The 16149-nt window shown below is 63.1% G+C and carries 16 protein-coding genes; 7 read left to right on the plus strand and 9 right to left on the minus strand.

What is annotated here, in order from left to right; all coding sequences use genetic code 11:
* Positions 1-70: 70 nt before the first annotated feature.
* Complete coding sequence (locus tag LB577_RS16245) at positions 71-418, plus strand: GFA family protein (protein WP_224687454.1); 348 nt, start codon at positions 71-73, stop codon at positions 416-418.
* 85 nt (positions 419-503) lie between these two features.
* On the opposite strand, the gene LB577_RS16250 is transcribed toward LB577_RS16245, so the two are convergent.
* Positions 504-1718: an MFS transporter gene (locus LB577_RS16250; RefSeq protein WP_224687455.1), complete on the minus strand. Its 1215-nt coding sequence runs from the start codon at positions 1716-1718 to the stop codon at positions 504-506.
* A 91-nt stretch (positions 1719-1809) separates the two neighbouring features.
* On the opposite strand from LB577_RS16250, the gene LB577_RS16255 reads away from it, so the two are divergent.
* Together LB577_RS16255 and LB577_RS16260 are read left to right on the plus strand one after the other, a co-directional pair.
* Positions 1810-2796, plus strand: coding sequence for an AraC family transcriptional regulator (locus LB577_RS16255; RefSeq protein WP_224687456.1), 987 nt, complete (start codon positions 1810-1812; stop codon positions 2794-2796).
* A gap of 107 nt (positions 2797-2903) precedes the next feature.
* Positions 2904-3335: a DUF4437 domain-containing protein gene (locus LB577_RS16260; RefSeq protein ID WP_224687457.1), complete on the plus strand. Its 432-nt coding sequence runs from the start codon at positions 2904-2906 to the stop codon at positions 3333-3335.
* Positions 3336-3344: 9 nt separating this feature from the next.
* Here the strand turns inward: LB577_RS16260 and LB577_RS16265 are convergent, their stop codons facing one another.
* The 7 genes from LB577_RS16265 to LB577_RS16295 form a co-directional block, all read right to left on the minus strand.
* Positions 3345-4448 carry an ABC transporter ATP-binding protein gene (locus LB577_RS16265; protein WP_224687458.1) on the minus strand — a complete coding sequence of 368 codons (1104 nt, stop codon included), beginning with the start codon at positions 4446-4448 and terminating at the stop codon, positions 3345-3347.
* Positions 4448-5551, minus strand: coding sequence for an ABC transporter ATP-binding protein (locus LB577_RS16270; protein WP_023763963.1), 1104 nt, complete (start codon positions 5549-5551; stop codon positions 4448-4450). The genes LB577_RS16265 and LB577_RS16270 overlap by 1 nt, the downstream gene beginning before the upstream one ends.
* Positions 5548-5784: a hypothetical protein gene (locus LB577_RS16275; RefSeq protein WP_013892905.1), complete on the minus strand. Its 237-nt coding sequence runs from the start codon at positions 5782-5784 to the stop codon at positions 5548-5550. Before LB577_RS16275 ends, LB577_RS16270 begins: the two co-directional genes overlap by 4 nt.
* Complete coding sequence (locus tag LB577_RS16280) at positions 5781-6740, minus strand: carbohydrate ABC transporter permease (RefSeq protein WP_013892904.1); 960 nt, start codon at positions 6738-6740, stop codon at positions 5781-5783. The genes LB577_RS16275 and LB577_RS16280 overlap by 4 nt, the downstream gene beginning before the upstream one ends.
* A gap of 1 nt (position 6741) precedes the next feature.
* On the minus strand, positions 6742-7647 hold the full coding sequence (locus LB577_RS16285) for a carbohydrate ABC transporter permease (RefSeq protein ID WP_023763961.1): 906 nt from the start codon (positions 7645-7647) through the stop codon (positions 6742-6744).
* Between the two features lie 67 nt (positions 7648-7714).
* Positions 7715-9031 (minus strand): ABC transporter substrate-binding protein, encoded by a 1317-nt coding sequence (locus LB577_RS16290; protein ID WP_023780617.1) that lies wholly within the window; start codon positions 9029-9031, stop codon positions 7715-7717.
* 359 nt (positions 9032-9390) lie between these two features.
* Positions 9391-10074, minus strand: coding sequence for a TetR/AcrR family transcriptional regulator (locus LB577_RS16295; RefSeq protein ID WP_224687459.1), 684 nt, complete (start codon positions 10072-10074; stop codon positions 9391-9393).
* Between the two features lie 50 nt (positions 10075-10124).
* On the opposite strand from LB577_RS16295, the gene LB577_RS16300 reads away from it, so the two are divergent.
* Genes LB577_RS16300 through LB577_RS16310 form a run of 3 tightly spaced genes read left to right on the plus strand, consistent with a single transcriptional unit; the run spans position 10125 to position 12616 of the window.
* The gene (locus LB577_RS16300; protein ID WP_224687460.1) at positions 10125-11321 is read left to right on the plus strand and encodes a Tm-1-like ATP-binding domain-containing protein; all 1197 of its coding nucleotides are present in this window, start codon (positions 10125-10127) and stop codon (positions 11319-11321) included.
* 11 nt (positions 11322-11332) lie between these two features.
* On the plus strand, positions 11333-12190 hold the full coding sequence (locus LB577_RS16305) for a phosphoenolpyruvate hydrolase family protein (protein ID WP_224687461.1): 858 nt from the start codon (positions 11333-11335) through the stop codon (positions 12188-12190).
* A gap of 6 nt (positions 12191-12196) precedes the next feature.
* Positions 12197-12616 carry a cupin domain-containing protein gene (locus LB577_RS16310; RefSeq protein ID WP_224687462.1) on the plus strand — a complete coding sequence of 140 codons (420 nt, stop codon included), beginning with the start codon at positions 12197-12199 and terminating at the stop codon, positions 12614-12616.
* Between the two features lie 189 nt (positions 12617-12805).
* Here LB577_RS16310 and LB577_RS16315 read toward each other — a convergent pair whose 3' ends face one another.
* Positions 12806-13996 carry a M24 family metallopeptidase gene (locus tag LB577_RS16315; RefSeq protein ID WP_224687463.1) on the minus strand — a complete coding sequence of 397 codons (1191 nt, stop codon included), beginning with the start codon at positions 13994-13996 and terminating at the stop codon, positions 12806-12808.
* Between the two features lie 374 nt (positions 13997-14370).
* On the opposite strand from LB577_RS16315, the gene LB577_RS16320 reads away from it, so the two are divergent.
* Positions 14371-15981, plus strand: a complete 1611-nt coding sequence (locus LB577_RS16320; RefSeq protein WP_224687464.1) for an ABC transporter substrate-binding protein — start codon at positions 14371-14373, stop codon at positions 15979-15981.
* Positions 15982-16149: the final 168 nt, after the last annotated feature.

Genomic DNA, 16149 nt, shown 5'->3' on the forward strand with positions numbered 1-16149 from the left:
GCGCATGGAATGCCAAGACTTAACCCGGCGCAGGTGGTTTTGCACCCCTGCCGGACGCAAGGAAGAAACGATGCTCTACAAAGGCAGCTGTCACTGCGGCAAGGTCGCCTTCGAATTCGAGGCGGAGCTGACCGGGGCCGTGCGGTGCAATTGTTCGATCTGCTCGCGCAAGGGCGCGCTTCTGTGCGCCATTCCGCACGCGGCCTTGGCCGTGCTGGCCTGGGGTGATGATTTGGGCACCTACATGTTCGGCAATCACGCGATGGCGCACCGCTTCTGCCGCACCTGCGGCATCCACCCTTTCGCCGAGGATGTGCGCGAAGGCGGGGAACGCAGTGCCTACATCAACCTCAACTGTGTCGCCGGTCTCGACCCGTCGACCTTGTCGATCTTCGACTTCGACGGGCGCTCGGCCTGAAACCGTCGCATAAGCCATCACAATGGCAGCGGACCGAGGACCGTGACGGTTCTCGGTCCGCTCATAAATCAGGAATTCGGCGGCACTATTCCACGCGCTTCGGACCGCGCAGGAACACCACGATGGCCGCCAGCAATGTCGCCGCGCCGCAATAGGCGAAGGCGCTGGGGACGCCGGCATGGTCGACCAGCAGGCCACCAAAGACGGCGCCCAATGCAATCGCCACCTGGAACGTCGCCACCATCAAGCCGCCGGCGCTTTCAGCCTGGTCGGGAGCGGCCCGCACCAGCCAACTCTGCAGCCCGACCGGCACCGCGCCGAAGGCAAAGCCCCAGATCGCGACCGACACCGCGGCAATGGTCGGCGAGGCGCCAAGAACCAGCATCGAGGCGGCGGCCAGTGCAATCAGCAGGGGTGCCAGCGCGACCGCTGCCTTGAGATTGCGCTCGGCCAGGATGCCGCCGGCGACATTGCCGAAGAAGCCGCCTATGCCGTAGGCCAGCAGCACCAGCGAGATCGTCTCGATGTCAAGCACGGGCACCTTTTCGAGGAACGGGCGCACATAGGTGAAACCGGCAAAGTGCCCTGATGCGACCAGCAGCACGACCAGCAGCGCAACCCTGATCGACGGGCGCTCCAGCACCTCGATCAAGGTGCGGAAGCTTGCCACGCCCACGGGCGGCAGCTTCGGGATGGTCGCCACCTGCACCAGCAGCGCCAGCGCGCCGACGATGGTCGCGATCATGAACGCGGTGCGCCATCCCCAGATGTCACCGACATAGGCGCCTACGGGGGCCGCGGTGACGGTGGCCAGCGAAACGCCGGTCAGGATGATCGACATGGCGCGCGGCATCAGCCGCATCGGCACCAGCCGCAGCGCCATGGCAGCCGACATCGCCCAGAAGCCGCCCAGGGCGACACCAAGCACGACGCGGGCAAGCAGAAGCGTGGGCAAGGATGAAGCAAAGGTGGCCAGGAGATTGGACAGGATCAGGAACATCGTCAGCATCCACATCACCAGCCTGCGGTCCATGCGCCTTGTGATGATCGCCATGGTCGGTGCGGCAATGGCGCCGACGATCGCGGTCGCCGTCACCGCCTGTCCCGCCACGCCCTCTGTGACGCCGAGATCGCGCGCCATCGGCGTCAGCAGGCTGGCGGGCAGGAATTCAGCGGTAACGAGGCCGAAAACGCCAAGGGCGAGGGAGACCACGGCACCCCACGCGGGCTCTGTTCGTTCCTCCTGGTCGGCGGGGTTCAGTAGGGCGGCATCGACGGCGCCCGTTGCGGATTCGGCCATGGTCAGTCTCCGATGAAGTTGCAGCGCAGCATTTGGCTGCAGTGCAACATAGGGAGTGACTGGCTGGAGTTTCCATGTTAGAAACACCATTATGTTTGACCGTTCGTCCAAAATTCCGGTCACTGGCGACGCGCTGACCGACATATTGCGCGGCTTGCGTCTCGATGGCGTCGAGTATGGCCGCTGCGCAATGAAAGAGCCCTGGGGGATCCAGTTCCCGGCCCAGCCCGCGGCCCGGTTTCACTTCATCGGCCGCAAAGGCTGCTGGCTGAAGCAGCCTTCCGGTGAGTGGGTGCAGCTCAATGCCGGCGATGCGGTGTTGCTGCCGCGGGGCGCGGCTCATGTGTTGGCCAGCGAACCCGGCGCCCAGGCCTGGCCAATTCACAGCTACGGCCGCGAAGAGGTCTGCAAGGACGTCTATTGTACGTCGAACTCGGAGATGTGTGACAAGAATGGCCAGCCGGGCACGCTGCTGTTCTGCGCCAGCATGTATTTCAACCTCGATGGCCTGCATCCCCTGCTCGGGATGATGCCGGATGTGATGCGCACGCACGAGCTCGAAGACTACGAACCCGGCATTCCGCACCTGCTGGATTCGATGGCGCGCGAAGTGACGATGGAGCGCGTCGGCTCCGGCGGCATCCTGGCGCGGCTGGCCGACGTGCTTGCCGCCACCGTCATCCGCTCATGGGTCGAGCGTGGCTGCGGCGACTCCTCCGGCTGGATCGCGGCGGTCAGGGACCGCGACATCGGCCGCGTGCTGGCCGCCATTCATCTCGAACCGGACCATGACTGGACGGTCGAGTCGCTGGCCCGGATGATGGGCGCCTCGCGCTCGGGCTTTGCCGAGCGCTTCGCCACCATCGTCGGCGAAACGCCGGCAAAATACGTCACCCAGGTCAGGATGCATCAGGCGCGGCAATGGCTGGTCCGTGACCGGATGAAGATATCGGTCGTTGCCGCCCGTCTCGGCTATGAATCGGACGCCGCCTTCAGCCGCGCCTTCAAGCGCGTCATCGGTTCGGCGCCCAGCCACCTGCGCGCCGAGGAACAGGCCGACATCCGCCAGGCCAGCTGATGCGCCGGCCGTGACGGCTGGTGATTCCGGTTTGCCAAGTTGCCCTCATGCAATAGTTTGCCCGGTAATGGAGGGCCGGCGGCAAATCAGCCTTTGGAGGATAGCTGATGCTAAATCATGTGAAAATCCTGGCACTCGCCACCATGCTCGTCGTCTCAGGACGGGCATTTGCCATCGAGGATAACTATTTGCCAGCCAACAAGATTCCCTATGTTTCCGAAGCACCGGGCCAGCCGCAGCGCCTCGGGCCATTGTGGGGCGAGCGGGCCAAGGGCCCGGCGGGCACGTTGCTGAAGGTCCCGGGCAACTGGCGTGCTCCCGTTCACGCGCACACCGCGGACTACCGGGCGGTGGTCATTAAGGGGCTGTGGACGCATTGGCAGATGGACGGCGGCGAAGCAACCACGGTCGAACTGCCTCCCGGGTCCTACTGGACCCAGAAGGCCAACGAGATGCACGACGACGCCTGCCTCTCCGACACCGAGTGCGTGATCCTTTTGATCAACGACACCCCTTACGAGACCTACATGGAAAAGTGATCGGGCGCTCTATCCGGCGTGCCGCAAGCTGACGCCACTGCCCTTGTCGAACAGCACGACCTTGTCCGGGTTCCAGGCAAAGCGCACCGGCTGCTCGATCGCGACATCGGTCCTTGCCGGCACCGTCGCGCGCAGCGTCGTGTCGCCGACCCTGAGCGTCAGTATCTTTTCGACGCCGTGATTCTCGACATCGTGGACGCGCGCCTCGACCGGCGCGCCGCTTTCCAGATAGACGTCCTCCGGACGGATACCGAAGACGAGCGGGCGGCCGTCGGTCGCGCCGCTCGCCTTTAGTCCCGACAAAGTATTGGCGCCCCCCGAATAAGGCAGTTCGAAATTCAGCGGTGCCATCACCGCGCGGCCGTCGACCAGTTTGCCGTCGATGAGGTTCATCGGCGGCGAGCCAACGAAGCTCGCCACATAGGTGTCGCGCGGGTTGTTGTAGATCTCGTGCGGCGTGCCGGTCTGGACGATGCGGCCATGATTGAGCACGCCGACCTTGTCGCCCATCGACATCGCCTCGATCTGGTCGTGGGTGACGAACAGGAAGGTGGCGCCGAGCTGTATCTGCAGGTTCTTCAGTTCCGTGCGCAGCGCCTCGCGCAGCTTGGCGTCGAGCGCCGACAGCGGCTCGTCCATCAGGAACACGCGCGGCTTGCGCACGATTGCGCGGCCGATGGAGACGCGCTGCATCTCGCCGCCCGACAGGCGGTCGGTCTTGCGGTCGAGCAGATGCTCGATCCTGAGCGTGCGCGCGGCGCGGTCGACGCGATCCTTGATCTCGGCATCGGGAAGCCGGCGGATCTTCGGCTTGAGCGGGAATTCGAGGTTCTCGCGCACCGTGTAGCGCGGATAGAGCGAGTATTGCTGCAGCACCAGCGCCACGTCGCGCTCGGCGGCGCCCCAATCGGCGACGTCGACGCCGTCGATGAAGACCTGACCCTCGCTGGGCTTTTCCAGGCCGGCGATCAGCCGCAGCGTCGTCGTCTTGCCGGCACCCGTCTCGCCCAGCAGCACGAAGAACTCGCCATCGGCGATGTCGAGATCGAGCCCAACCAAGGCGGTGTGGTTGCCGAAGGTCTTGGAGATGTTCTTGAGCTGAATATGCGCCATCAGAGTCTCACATCAAGCGACTTGCCGCTTGCCTTGTCGAAGAAATGCGCCTGGGTCGGGTCGATCCTGGCGAACACCTTCTCGCCGGGTCCGGCGACGAAACCGCTTTTGGTGCGCGCGCGCAGCATCTTGGAACCGACCTTCAGGTCGACGATGTCGAAGGAGCCGAGCGGTTCGACGATCTGCGTTTCGACAGCCATGAAACCCTCGGCCGCGTCACGGCGGATGAGCACGCCTTCCGGCCGGATGCCGAGTGCCAGCCCACCCGCGGCATGGCCGTTGAGCTTCGACAGGAGAGCTCGCGGAAACTCGAAGCCGGTGGCCGCATCACCCACGGTCACCGATGCGGACGAGGCTTTTTCGGCCACCGCCGCGTCGGCGACATTCATCACCGGACTGCCGACGAATTGCGCCACGAACAGATTGGCCGGGCGCGAATAGACCTCGTCCGGCGAACCGACCTGCTGCAGCACGCCTTCATGCATGATGACGATGCGGTCGGCGAGGCTCATCGCCTCGATCTGGTCGTGCGTGACATAGATGGTGGTCGAGCCCTGCTTGATGTGCAGCCGCTTGATCTCGGCCCGCATCTCTTCGCGCAGCTTGGCGTCGAGCGCGCCGATCGGCTCGTCCATCAGCATGGCCTTCGGCCGCCGCACCAGCGCCCGGCCGATGGCCACGCGCTGCATGTCGCCGCCCGACAGCGCCGATGGCTTTTTGGCCAGCAGGTCTGTTATCTGCAGCGTCTTGGCGACCGAGCGCACCTCGCTGTCGATCTCCGCCTTGCTCTTGCGCGTGGCGCGCAGGGGAAAGGCGATATTCTCGTAGACGCTCATATGCGGGTAGAGCGAAAACGACTGGAAGACCATGGCGATGTCGCGGTCGGCCGCCTTCAGATGCTGGATCGGTTTGCCATCGATGAGGATATCGCCTTCGTCGATCGTCTCCAGCCCGGCGATGGCGCGCAATGTCGTCGTCTTGCCACAGCCCGACTGGCCGAGCAGAACGATGAACTCGTTGTCGGCGATCTGGAGGTTGAGGTCCTTGATGACTTGGACGGCACCGAAGAATTTCTGGACGCCGCGAAGCTCGATCTGGGTCAATGCTGTGCTCCCGGATTTCGCGCCTGCATGTCCCCGGAATGCCCGGTACCGGCCTTGTCTTCCGGTGCGATCTTCGAGGTGACATTGAAGCCGATCAGCCCGATCAGGATGATGGTCAGGCCGTATGTGTGCAGCAGCATGTTCCACGGCTGGCAGAGCGCGACGATGCCGAGCACCATCAGCACCTGGCTGCCTGGCTCCAGATATTTCTGATTGATGGCGCGAAAGCTCATTTGCGGATCGCTCCGAAGGACATGCCACGCAGCAGATGATTGCGCAGCAGGAAGGTGAAGATGGCGACCGGCAGCAGGAACAGGAAGGTACCGGCGGCGATCACCGTCCAGTCCGGCAGGCCGGAGCCGACCTGGCTGGGGATGAACGGCGGGGCGGTCTGCGCACGGCGATTGGTCATGATCAGCGCGAAGGCATATTCGTTCCACGCGGTGATGAAGCAGAACACGGCGGTGGCGGCGATGCCGGTGGCCGCCTCCGGCAGCACGATCTTGAAGAAGGCTTCCATCCGCGTATAGCCGTCGACGAGTGCCGCCTCCTCGTATTCTTTCGGTATCTCGTCCATGAAGCCCTTCATCAGCCACACCGAGAAGGATAGGTTGAAGGCGGTGTAGAGGATGATCAGCCCGACATGGGTGTCGTTGAGGCCGACCGCGCGGTACATCAGGAACATCGGGATCGCCACCACCACCGGCGGCAGCATGCGTGTCGACAGGATGAAGAAGAGCAGGTCCGCCTCCCCCTTCACCTTGAAACGCGAGAAGCCGTAGGCGGTGAACGTGCCCATGCCGACCGCCAGCACGGTCGAGGTGATGGCGATGATCAGCGAGTTCAGGAAGCGGCTCGGATAGCCCGACCACTGCACCTGGCCTTTACCGTCGCGCACGATCTTCTCGCCGCCGTCGAAAACGACGCGCTCCCACCACGGGGCGGCCGCGTACTCTTCGGGCGTCGGCGGACTGCGCAATTGCGAGCGCTTGGTGAACAGCTTCACGAAAGGTGAAATCTCCGGCTGGAAGACGACCGTCGGCGGGATGGTGGTGGCCAGGTTGCGCGGCTTGAAGGCCGTCGAGGCGATCCAGTAGATCGGGGCGAGGAAGATGATCGTCACCAACAGCACGGCGACGATGGCGACGCGGTTGAAGCCGATCTCGGAAGAAGTGCGGACTGCAGCCATCTCAGCGCTCCTTCACCTTGTTGAGGTATTTGACATAGATGTTGGTAATGGCCAGCACCATGATCAGCACGATGTAGGCCATCGCGCAGGAACGCCCCGTCTGCCACTCCTGGAACGCCATCTTGTAGAGCCGGATCGAGATCAGCTCGGCCGTCGGCTGGCTGGTCAGGATGTAGGCGAGGTCGAAGGTCTTGAACGCCTCCATGGTGCGGAAGATGACTGCGATCATCAGGATCGGCGCGACCAGCGGCAGCGTGATGCGGAAGAAGGTGTAGAACGGCCCGGCGCGGTCGATCGCGGCGGCCTCGTAGAGATGTTTCGGCACCGCCGAGAGGCCGGCCAGCGACAACAGCATGACGAAGGGCGACCACATCCAGATGTCGGTCAGCGCAACCGCATAGAGCGCCATCTTGGGATCGGCCAGCCACTCGAAATTGCCAAGCCCGAGCGCATAGTTGATGACGCCCCATGATGGGTCGTAGAGAAGCTTCCAGAACAAGCCGACAACAGCCATCGACAGCATCATCGGCAGCAGCAGGAGCGTGGTGATAAGGCCCTTGAGCGGGATATCCCGGTTGAGCAGCATCGCCACGCCGAAGCCGACAAACAACTGGCCGGCGACCGAGATGATGACGTATTTGGCGGTGATGGCGAAATTGGACCAGACATAGGGGTCGTTGAGCAGGTCGCGATAGTTCTGCAGCCCGACGAAAGTCGCCGGCGCATTGGTCGACGCACGAAAGTCGGTGAAGGAATAACCGAGCGAATAGATCAGCGGAAAGATGTTGAAGACGATCAGGAACAGGACCGTCGGGATGATGAAGAGATTGCGGATGGAAGTGTCGCTCAGGCCGCGCGCGGCCGCTCTTGAAGACCTGTCCAGCGTGGTGATCATCGTGGTCGCCAAGACCCTGCTCCCGGTTGCGGAAAAAGAAACGGAGGGGGCATCAAGCCCCCTCCGCGAGGCATGATCGTTATTGGCCGCGGCCGTACTTCTTGAAGGTCGCGTTCCAGTCGGCCGCCAAAGCGTCCAGCGTTTCCTTGGCGGTACCTTCCCCGCCGATCATGTAGGGATAGACGCGCTGGTTGAGCTGCTGCAGCAGTTCGGCGTATTCCGGCACCGCCCAGAAATCCTTCACCTTGAACATGGTCTCGTAGAAGGCCTTGTTGTAGGGCGTGGCGTTCTGGAATTCCGGCGACTTGAGCACCGCCGCGCTGCAAGTATAGCCGCCAAGGGCCGCCCACTTCTTCTGGGTCTCGTCCTTGATGAACCATTCCAGGAACTTCGTGGCCTCTTCCTGCTTCTGCGAGTAGGAGACGATGGAGATGCCCTGCCCGCCGAGTGCGGCGAACTGGTCGCCGTTCGGGCCTGGAGGGTTGGCGAAGAAGCCGGTGTTCTTGGCGTTCGGGTTCGACGCCTCGTTGATCAGCGAGGGGAAGAACGCGAAGTAGTTCATGCTCATAGCGGCCAGGTTTTCGGTGATCGCCTGGTTGTCCTCGACGAAGAACGACTTGGCCCAGCCTGGAGGGGTGAACTTGTAGAGTTCCTTGTAAGCGTCGAGCGCTGCGACCGCCTTGTCGGAGTTGATGAAACCATCGACCTTGTAGGTCGAATAGTCACCCAGTTCGCCGCCATAGGAGAACAGCGCGTTCTCGAAGCCCATCGCCATCGCGTCGTAGGAATTGTCGGTGTAGATGGCAATGCCGTATCTCTTCTGGTCCGGCCGGTAGAAGAATTCGGCGATGTCGCGCAACGCCTTGAAATCCTTCGGCACGTCGAGGTCGTAACCATACTTGGCCTTGAACGCTTCCTTTTCCTTGGGATCCTCGAACCAGTCCTTGCGATAGGACCAGCCGACGGCGTCGCCTTCAAGCGGGATGGCCCAGTACTTGCTGCTTCCGCCCGGATATTCGGCATAGTACTTCACCGTCGCCGGTGCCATTACCTCGCCGAGCTTGTGCTTGTTGAAGAAGTCGGTCAGGTCGACATAGTGGCCACCGGTCGAGCCGGCGCCGAGCCATTGCGAGTCGCCGACGACCATATCATAGGCGTCGCCATGGGCGTTGAACTCGGTGAAGGCCTTGGTCTGGAAGTCGGACCACGGGGTGGTTTCCACCGTGATCTTGACGCCGGTTTCCTTCTCGTACTCGTTGCCGAGTTCCTGCAAATAGTTGGCCGGATCCCATTCCGCCCAGAAGATGGTGAGCGACTTTTCCTGCGCGTAGACGGACGTTCCGCAGGCAAGCGTTAAGCCGATACCAGCAAGCACGCTGGTCACTAACTTGCGCATAATGATTTCCTCCCTTGTGCGCGTTCTACCTTGTCATGCGAGCCGGCGACGCAGCCGACCCTGGTAGTTCCTCCCGTAATCGCACCTTTCCGGTTTCGGCCTCCTCGCCCTGCCGGAAAAATGGATCGCAACCCTCACTTTCAATCCACTTTTCTGATCCAATCTGGTATTACCAATCCTGCGTCGGCGTCAAGCCCTTTCTTGGGAGCCCGACATCCTCAGCGCTCCCGGATTCAGACATTATCTGCCTGTTTTCGCATGATTTTCCTACTCAGTGATATGCACAGGTGTTGCCTGGCACCTCGCGCTGGAGTTAATATCGACAGGCGGCATGCAAATCTGGTCGCACCAGATTGGTGCTATTTCACGGCTGTCCTTGAACCGACACCGCCTCCTTCATCGATCGATTCCGCGACCGCCGCACGCACCAGCGCACCAGCCGCCCATTGCGCGACCGCCATCGTTTTGCGGCTATCCAGCCCCCAGATGTCTTTCAGCACGATCAGCACCTCGACGCCGAAGATCAGCGACAGTGCCTGCGCCAGGCGTTTGAAGTCGCGCGGCGGCAAGCGCCCTTTGAGCGGCGCGATCGCCTCCTTCAAAAGATCGACGCGATGACCGCGCGTGAGAGCCGGCTCGCCACCCAGCGTGCCGGCCTGGCGCCTCGCCCACTGGTCGAGCGACAGCTTCAGCGCCGCCTTGAACGTCGCCTCGAAGGCCTCGATGCGCGGCATGGCGGTGTCAAACAGCTCTGCGACCCGGCGCCCGGCATCGGGGGAGGTTGATTGCCAGGTCAGGATCGGGCCGAGCCCCTCGTTGACGACTGCCTGCACCAACGCCGCCTGGCTCGGGAAATAACGATAGGCGGTGGCACGGGAAACCTGCGCCGCTTCCGCGACTTCGCTGACCGAAGGCGTGACGCCCGCCTGCATCAGCCGCGTCGCCGTCTCCAGCATCAGCCGTTTCGTGCGCGCCCGGGGTCCGCGCGCGGCTCTCTCGCTGGCGTCGTCCTGCACGGTGGCTTGTTGACGTGAGACATCCATGTCAATACGATACGCGCGTCTCAAAAATTTGCAATGACCTGGGAACGCCCATGAAGCGCATCTATGTGGTGGGCACCGCCGACACCAAGGGCGAGGAACTCGCCTTCCTGGCCGATGCGGTCGCCGCCACCGGCGCCGCTGTTTGCCGTGTCGATGTCGGAACGCGCAACGCGACCGTGCCTGTCGACATCACCGCCAAGGAAATTTCCGGCCATCACCCCGACGGCGTCAACGCCGTGCTCGGCGGAAGTGATCGCGGCGCCGCCGTCGCCGCGATGGGCGTCGCCTTCGCCCGCTTCATCCAGTCGCGAAACGACATCGCCGCGATTATCGGCATTGGCGGCGGCGGCGGCACGTCGATCATCACGTCGGGCATGCGCGCCCTGCCGCTCGGCCTGCCCAAGATCATGGTCTCGACGCTCGCATCGGGCGACACCGCACCCTATGTCGATGTCTCCGACATCATCATGATGCCTGCCGTGACCGACATGGCGGGGTTGAACCGGCTCTCCCGCGTCGTCCTGCACAATGCCGCCCAGGCGATCTCCGGCATGGCGGCGCGGCCTGCGCCGCCGCCCGACGGCAAGGCTTCGATCGGGCTCACCATGTTCGGCGTCACAACGCCGTGCGTGACCGCCATCGCCGACCAGCTTCGCTCCCGATACGATTGCATGGTTTTCCATGCCACCGGCACCGGCGGCCGCAGCATGGAGAAGCTCGCCGACAGCGGCCTGCTCTCCGGCATCATCGACATCACGACGACCGAAGTCTGCGACCTTCTGCTCGGCGGCGTGCTGCCGGCGACGCAGGATCGTTTCGGTGCGATCATGCGCACCCGCTTGCCCTATGTCGGTTCGGTCGGCGCGCTCGACATGGTCAATTTCTGGGCGCCTTCGACCATTCAGGAACGATATCGCGGCCGGCTGTTCTACGAGCACAATCCGAACGTCACGCTGATGCGCACCACGGCTGACGAGTGCCGCCAGATCGGCGAATGGATCGGCGCCAGGCTCGCCCGCTGTGAAGGACCGGTGCATTTCCTGATCCCGGAAAAGGGTGTCTCGGCGCTCGACGTCAAGGGTGGCGCCTTCTTCGATCCGGAGGCCGATGCCGTCCTGTTCGAAGCCATCGAGCGCACCATCCAGCCAAACAACACGCGCTGCGTCACCCGCCTGCCGCTGCACATCAACGACCCCGAATTCGCCCAGGCGGCAACCGCCGCCTTCCTCGACATCGCCAGACACTGAGGTCCAAGAACATGCCCGCCATACCGCGCAAGGACATACTGAAGAAATTCCGGGGAATGATCGACAAGGGCGTGGCGATCGTCGGCGGCGGCGCCGGCACCGGCCTGTCGGCCAAGGCCGAGGAGGCCGGCGGCATCGATCTCATCATCATCTACAATTCCGGCCGCTACCGCATGGCCGGGCGCGGCTCGGCCGCCGGCCTGCTCGCCTATGGCAATGCCAACGAGATCGTCAAGGAGATGGCCTATGAGGTGCTACCGGTGGTGAAGAAGACGCCGGTTCTTGCCGGCGTCAACGGCACCGATCCCTTCGTCATCATGCCCCTGCTTCTGGCCGAGCTGAAGACCATGGGCTTTTCCGGTGTGCAGAACTTTCCGACCATCGGCCTGTTCGACGGTTCCATGCGGCAGAGTTTCGAGGAAACCGGCATGGGCTTTGGGCTCGAGGTCGACATGATCGCCGAGGCGCACAAGCTTGACCTCTTGACCACGCCCTATGTCTTCAACCCCGACGAGGCCCGCGCCATGACCAAGGCCGGTGCCGACATCGTCGTTGCCCATATGGGCGTGACGACGGGCGGCTCGATCGGCGCCACCTCGGCCAAGTCGCTCGACGACTGCGTGGTCCAGATCGACGCCATCGCCAACGCCGCCCGCTCGGTGCGCAAGGACGTCATCCTGCTTTGCCATGGCGGCCCGATCTCGATGCCCGACGACGCGCGCTACATTCTCTCGCGAGCCAAGGGCCTGCACGGCTTCTATGGCGCAAGCTCGATGGAACGGCTGCCGGCCGAAGCGGCGATCGCCAGGCAGACTGCCGATTTCAAGGCGCTCGGCAGCGAGAAAGCCGCGAAGAAAAAGAAGGGGTGATGAGAGATGATCGACAAGAGCAAGGTGTTTGTCTACCCGAAGGACGTCAGCGCCTTCGGCTTCGACTGGGGCAAGCTGTCGCTGACGGTGGCTCCGGAAGTGAACGGCGCTGTCCGCTTTTCCGGCGGCGTGGTCGACCTGCCCTCCGGCAAAGGCCACGCCCGCCACAATCATCCAGGCGCCGAAGAGATCATCTTCGTCATTTCGGGCCATGGCGAGCAGATGGTCGAGGACGAGAAGGGCAATCCGGTGATCGCGAAGGTCGGTCCCGGCTGCACCATCTATGTGCCGGAGAGCCGCTTTCACTCGACATTGAACACAGGCGACGGACCGATGCAGCTCTTCGTCGTCTATTCGCCGGCTGGCCCGGAACTGGGCTTGCGGGAACTGCCGGATTTCAGGCTGATTCCGGCGGGTGGCGAGTAGTCTCTCCTCCCGCTTCCGCGTTTGCGGGGAGGCCCCTTCATCCGGCCGCTTCGCGGCCACCTTCTCCCCGAGGGGAGAGACAGAAGCCAGCGCCGGCGCGAACTCCTCTCCCCTTGGGGAGAGGTCGGATTGCCCCGAATTGCCCTTCGCAATTCGGTTGGCAATCCGGGTGAGGGGCCCCGCGCCGAGCTAGGCTGTCCCACCTCGGTTCCACCCCCTGCCCCGATCACCGAACATCACATAGCCGCTCTCGGTCACCGCCAGTGTATCCTCAAGCTTGATGAAACCACGCGTCGGGTGGAGCATCGTCGTCTCGACCGACAGCACCATGTTCTTCTCCAGCGGCTTGGCCGCATAGGTGCCTTCATAGGTCACCGGATGGTTGGTCATCAGGAACGGCGCCTCATGCGTGATCAGGCCCATGCCGTGGGCGAAGAAATCCGTATAGGCAGCGACTTTTGATTTCTTCAGCACGCCCTCGGCGTGTGAAATCATGTCGCCGCCGAGCGTGCCTGCCTTGACCTTCGAGAAGGCAGCCTGCTGCACCGTCTCGACCTCCGCCAGCAAATCCTCAAGCTCGGCATCCGGTTCACCCAGGATGCCCATCCGGCAGAGGTCGCCGATGTAGCCGTGGTAATTGCCGCCGGAATCGATCGACAGCACCTCGCCCGTCTTCCATGCCTGCGGTGAAGCGGCACGGTTGTGGCTGGAGCCCAACGTCAGCAGGCAATATTCGAAATGGATCCCGCGATTGGTTTCTTCGCGCCGCAGCTGCTCGATCATCTCGGCCTTGGTCGTGCCCTCGCGCGCCCATTGGATGGTCGCCAGCATGGAATCGGTGATCAGTTCAGAGGCCGTGCGCAGCTTCTCCAGCTCGGCATCGGTCTTGATCGCACGCATGCGCTCCAGCATGTCGGTCGCATCGATCAGCTTGGCCTCCGGCAGCGCCTTGCGGATCAGCGTGTAGGCGTCCGACGGCAGGAAACCCGGCTCGATGCCGATGCGCGCGCCCGCCTTGCCGATCTTCTGCAGATGTTCGACGGCGAGGTTCGCGGCGTCGAGCGTGCCCCAGCAGGCGGCATGCAGCGTCGGTGTCCAGAAGGGGTTGTTCTGGTGCTCGCCGCCTTCCATGCGGTTGCCGATATAGGCGGCGTGATCGGGTCCGCCCTTCTCGTAAATGACTATGGGCAGATAGCGGCTATGGCCGATCGCATCCATGGCGGCGAAGAAGATGAATTTGTAGCCGCCAAGCAGATATTGCGTGTTGTGCTTGGAGGTCGCGAGCAGCACATCGATGCCGGCCTCCTCCATCAGCCGATCGACCCTAGCCTGGTCGAACGGGATCTTGCTGACGGCACTCTTGCCCGGGGCAATGTTCATCTCTCTCTCCCTTGGATTGCCTGGGATCACAGGCCGCTCCGCGTCCCGATCCGCTGGCTGTCGATCAAATCTGCACCATTTTTCCCACACTGGTCTAGCCAGAATGCGCGAAGAGCGCGACTGCGCCGTCACCAAGCCGTCATCGGCCGTATATCCATCAAATCTGGTCTTACCAGATAGATGGAATTGAGCCATTTCCCGCAAACTGGTCCAGCGGACGGAAATTTCAAAGCCAAGCAAGGATGCGCCAATTCCGTCTCTGGCGAAACCCTTGGCAAGGCTCATAATCGCCGCCGCAAGGATGCCGGCGGGCTCGCAGGCGTCCGAGGGGTATGGCGCGCCCTGTGGGGTCGCGGAGAGGACGGAGTTCGATCATGTCAGGTTTCACGATTTCCAGACGCAGAATGCTTGCCGGCTCGGCGATACTGCTCGCCTCCACCGCCATGCCGACACTTGGCTGGGCGCAGACACCGAAGAAGGGGGGCCGGCTGGTGCTCGCCGCCGATTCCGAGCCGCGCAACCTCAACCCGGCGATCGTCGCCTCAAACGGCGTCTTCTTCATCTCCAGCAAGATCGTCGAAACGCTGGCCGAAGCCTCCTTCGACGGCAAGGACGGGCTTGCGCCACGCCTGGCTCTGAGCTGGGAAGGCGCCGCCGACGGGCTCTCGGTGACGTTCAAGCTGCGCGAGGGCGTCAAATGGCATGACGGCAAGCCGTTCACATCGGCCGACGTCGCCTTCTCGGCGCTGCAGATCTGGAAGCCGCTGCAAAATCTCGGGCGCACCGTGTTCAAGGACCTGGCTGGCGTCGACACACCTGACGATCTCACCGCCGTGTTCAAATTCGCCAAGCCGACGCCGTTCCAGCTGATCCGCAACGCGCTGCCGGCGCTGAGCAGCGTCGTGCCGAAGCATGTCTACGAGGTCGGCAAGATTGAGGACAACCCGGCCAACAACGCGCCCATCGGCACCGGGCCGTTCAAATTCGGCGAGTACAAGGCCGGCCAGTATTACCGGCTGATCAAGAACACGGATTACTGGGGCAAGGACGAGCCCTACCTCGACGAAATCATCTACCAGGTGCTGCCCGACCGCACGTCGGCGGCAAGCGCGCTGGAAGCCGAGGAAATTCAGCTCGCCGCCTTCTCGGCCGTGCCGCTGGCCGACCTCGACCGCATCTCCAAGGTGCCGGGCCTGAAGGTGATCACCAAGGGTTATGAAGGACTGACCTATCAGCTCGTCGTCGAGATCAACCATCGCCGCGAGGAACTGGCCGATGTGAAAGTGCGCCAGGCGATCGCGCACGCCATCGACAAGGATTTCGTCGTCAAGACCGTGTTCCTTGGCTATGCCGCGACCGCCACCGGCCCGGTGCCGAAGAACGATCCGCAGTTTTACACCGCCGACGTGCCGACCTATGCCTTCGACGTCGCCAAGGCCAACGCCTTGCTCGACGAGGCCGGCTACAAGAAAGGCCCGGACGGCAAGCGCTTTACGCTCAAGCTCCTGCCCGCTCCATATTTCAACGAGACCAAGCAGTTCGGCGACTATTTGCGCCAGGCACTCGCCGCCATCGGCATCGACGCGGAGCTCGTCAACAACGACTCCGCCGCGCACATCAGGGCCGTCTACACCGACCACGCCTTCGACCTTGCGGTGGGTCCGCCGGTGTTCCGCGGCGATCCGGCGATCTCGACAACCATCCTGGTGCAGAGCGGCAATCCCGACGGCGTGCCGTTCTCCAACCAGGGCGGCTACAAGAACGACGCGCTCGATGCGCTCATCGCCAAGGCATCCGAGACGCTCGACACCACGGCCCGCACCGACCTCTACAAGGAGTTCCAGAAGGAGGTGGCCGCCGACCTGCCGCTGATCAACGTCGCCGAATGGAGTTTCATCAGCGTCGCGCGCGATACCGTTGGCAACATCGCCAACAACCCGCGCTGGGCGGTGTCGAACTGGGCGGACACGTATCTGGAATCGTGACACATTTGCGCGGATGAGAATTCGCGAAATCATCGTAGACGTTGAGTTCTACGAGGCCCCCCTCTGTCCTACCGGACATCTCCCCCTCAAGGGGCCCGTTGCGTTATTGATCTCCGGGCGTGAGAGGAGAAGGCAAGGGCAATACGGAGGGGTTTTCGGCTCGGGTTT

It is taken from the genome of Mesorhizobium sp. B283B1A (assembly GCF_020165735.1).
Lineage (GTDB): Bacteria > Pseudomonadota > Alphaproteobacteria > Rhizobiales > Rhizobiaceae > Mesorhizobium > Mesorhizobium opportunistum.

Coding starts and splice junctions, on each gene's coding strand:
- LB577_RS16245 (WP_224687454.1), top strand. CDS start 71: ATGCTCTACAAAGGCAGCTGTCACTGCGGCAAGGTCGCCTTCGAATTC.
- LB577_RS16250 (WP_224687455.1), bottom strand. CDS start 1,718: ATGGCCGAATCCGCAACGGGCGCCGTCGATGCCGCCCTACTGAACCCC.
- LB577_RS16255 (WP_224687456.1), top strand. CDS start 1,810: ATGTTTGACCGTTCGTCCAAAATTCCGGTCACTGGCGACGCGCTGACC.
- LB577_RS16260 (WP_224687457.1), top strand. CDS start 2,904: ATGCTAAATCATGTGAAAATCCTGGCACTCGCCACCATGCTCGTCGTC.
- LB577_RS16265 (WP_224687458.1), bottom strand. CDS start 4,448: ATGGCGCATATTCAGCTCAAGAACATCTCCAAGACCTTCGGCAACCAC.
- LB577_RS16275 (WP_013892905.1), bottom strand. CDS start 5,784: ATGAGCTTTCGCGCCATCAATCAGAAATATCTGGAGCCAGGCAGCCAG.
- LB577_RS16280 (WP_013892904.1), bottom strand. CDS start 6,740: ATGGCTGCAGTCCGCACTTCTTCCGAGATCGGCTTCAACCGCGTCGCC.
- LB577_RS16290 (WP_023780617.1), bottom strand. CDS start 9,031: ATGCGCAAGTTAGTGACCAGCGTGCTTGCTGGTATCGGCTTAACGCTT.
- LB577_RS16295 (WP_224687459.1), bottom strand. CDS start 10,074: ATGGATGTCTCACGTCAACAAGCCACCGTGCAGGACGACGCCAGCGAG.
- LB577_RS16300 (WP_224687460.1), top strand. CDS start 10,125: ATGAAGCGCATCTATGTGGTGGGCACCGCCGACACCAAGGGCGAGGAA.
- LB577_RS16305 (WP_224687461.1), top strand. CDS start 11,333: ATGCCCGCCATACCGCGCAAGGACATACTGAAGAAATTCCGGGGAATG.
- LB577_RS16310 (WP_224687462.1), top strand. CDS start 12,197: ATGATCGACAAGAGCAAGGTGTTTGTCTACCCGAAGGACGTCAGCGCC.
- LB577_RS16315 (WP_224687463.1), bottom strand. CDS start 13,996: ATGAACATTGCCCCGGGCAAGAGTGCCGTCAGCAAGATCCCGTTCGAC.
- LB577_RS16320 (WP_224687464.1), top strand. CDS start 14,371: ATGTCAGGTTTCACGATTTCCAGACGCAGAATGCTTGCCGGCTCGGCG.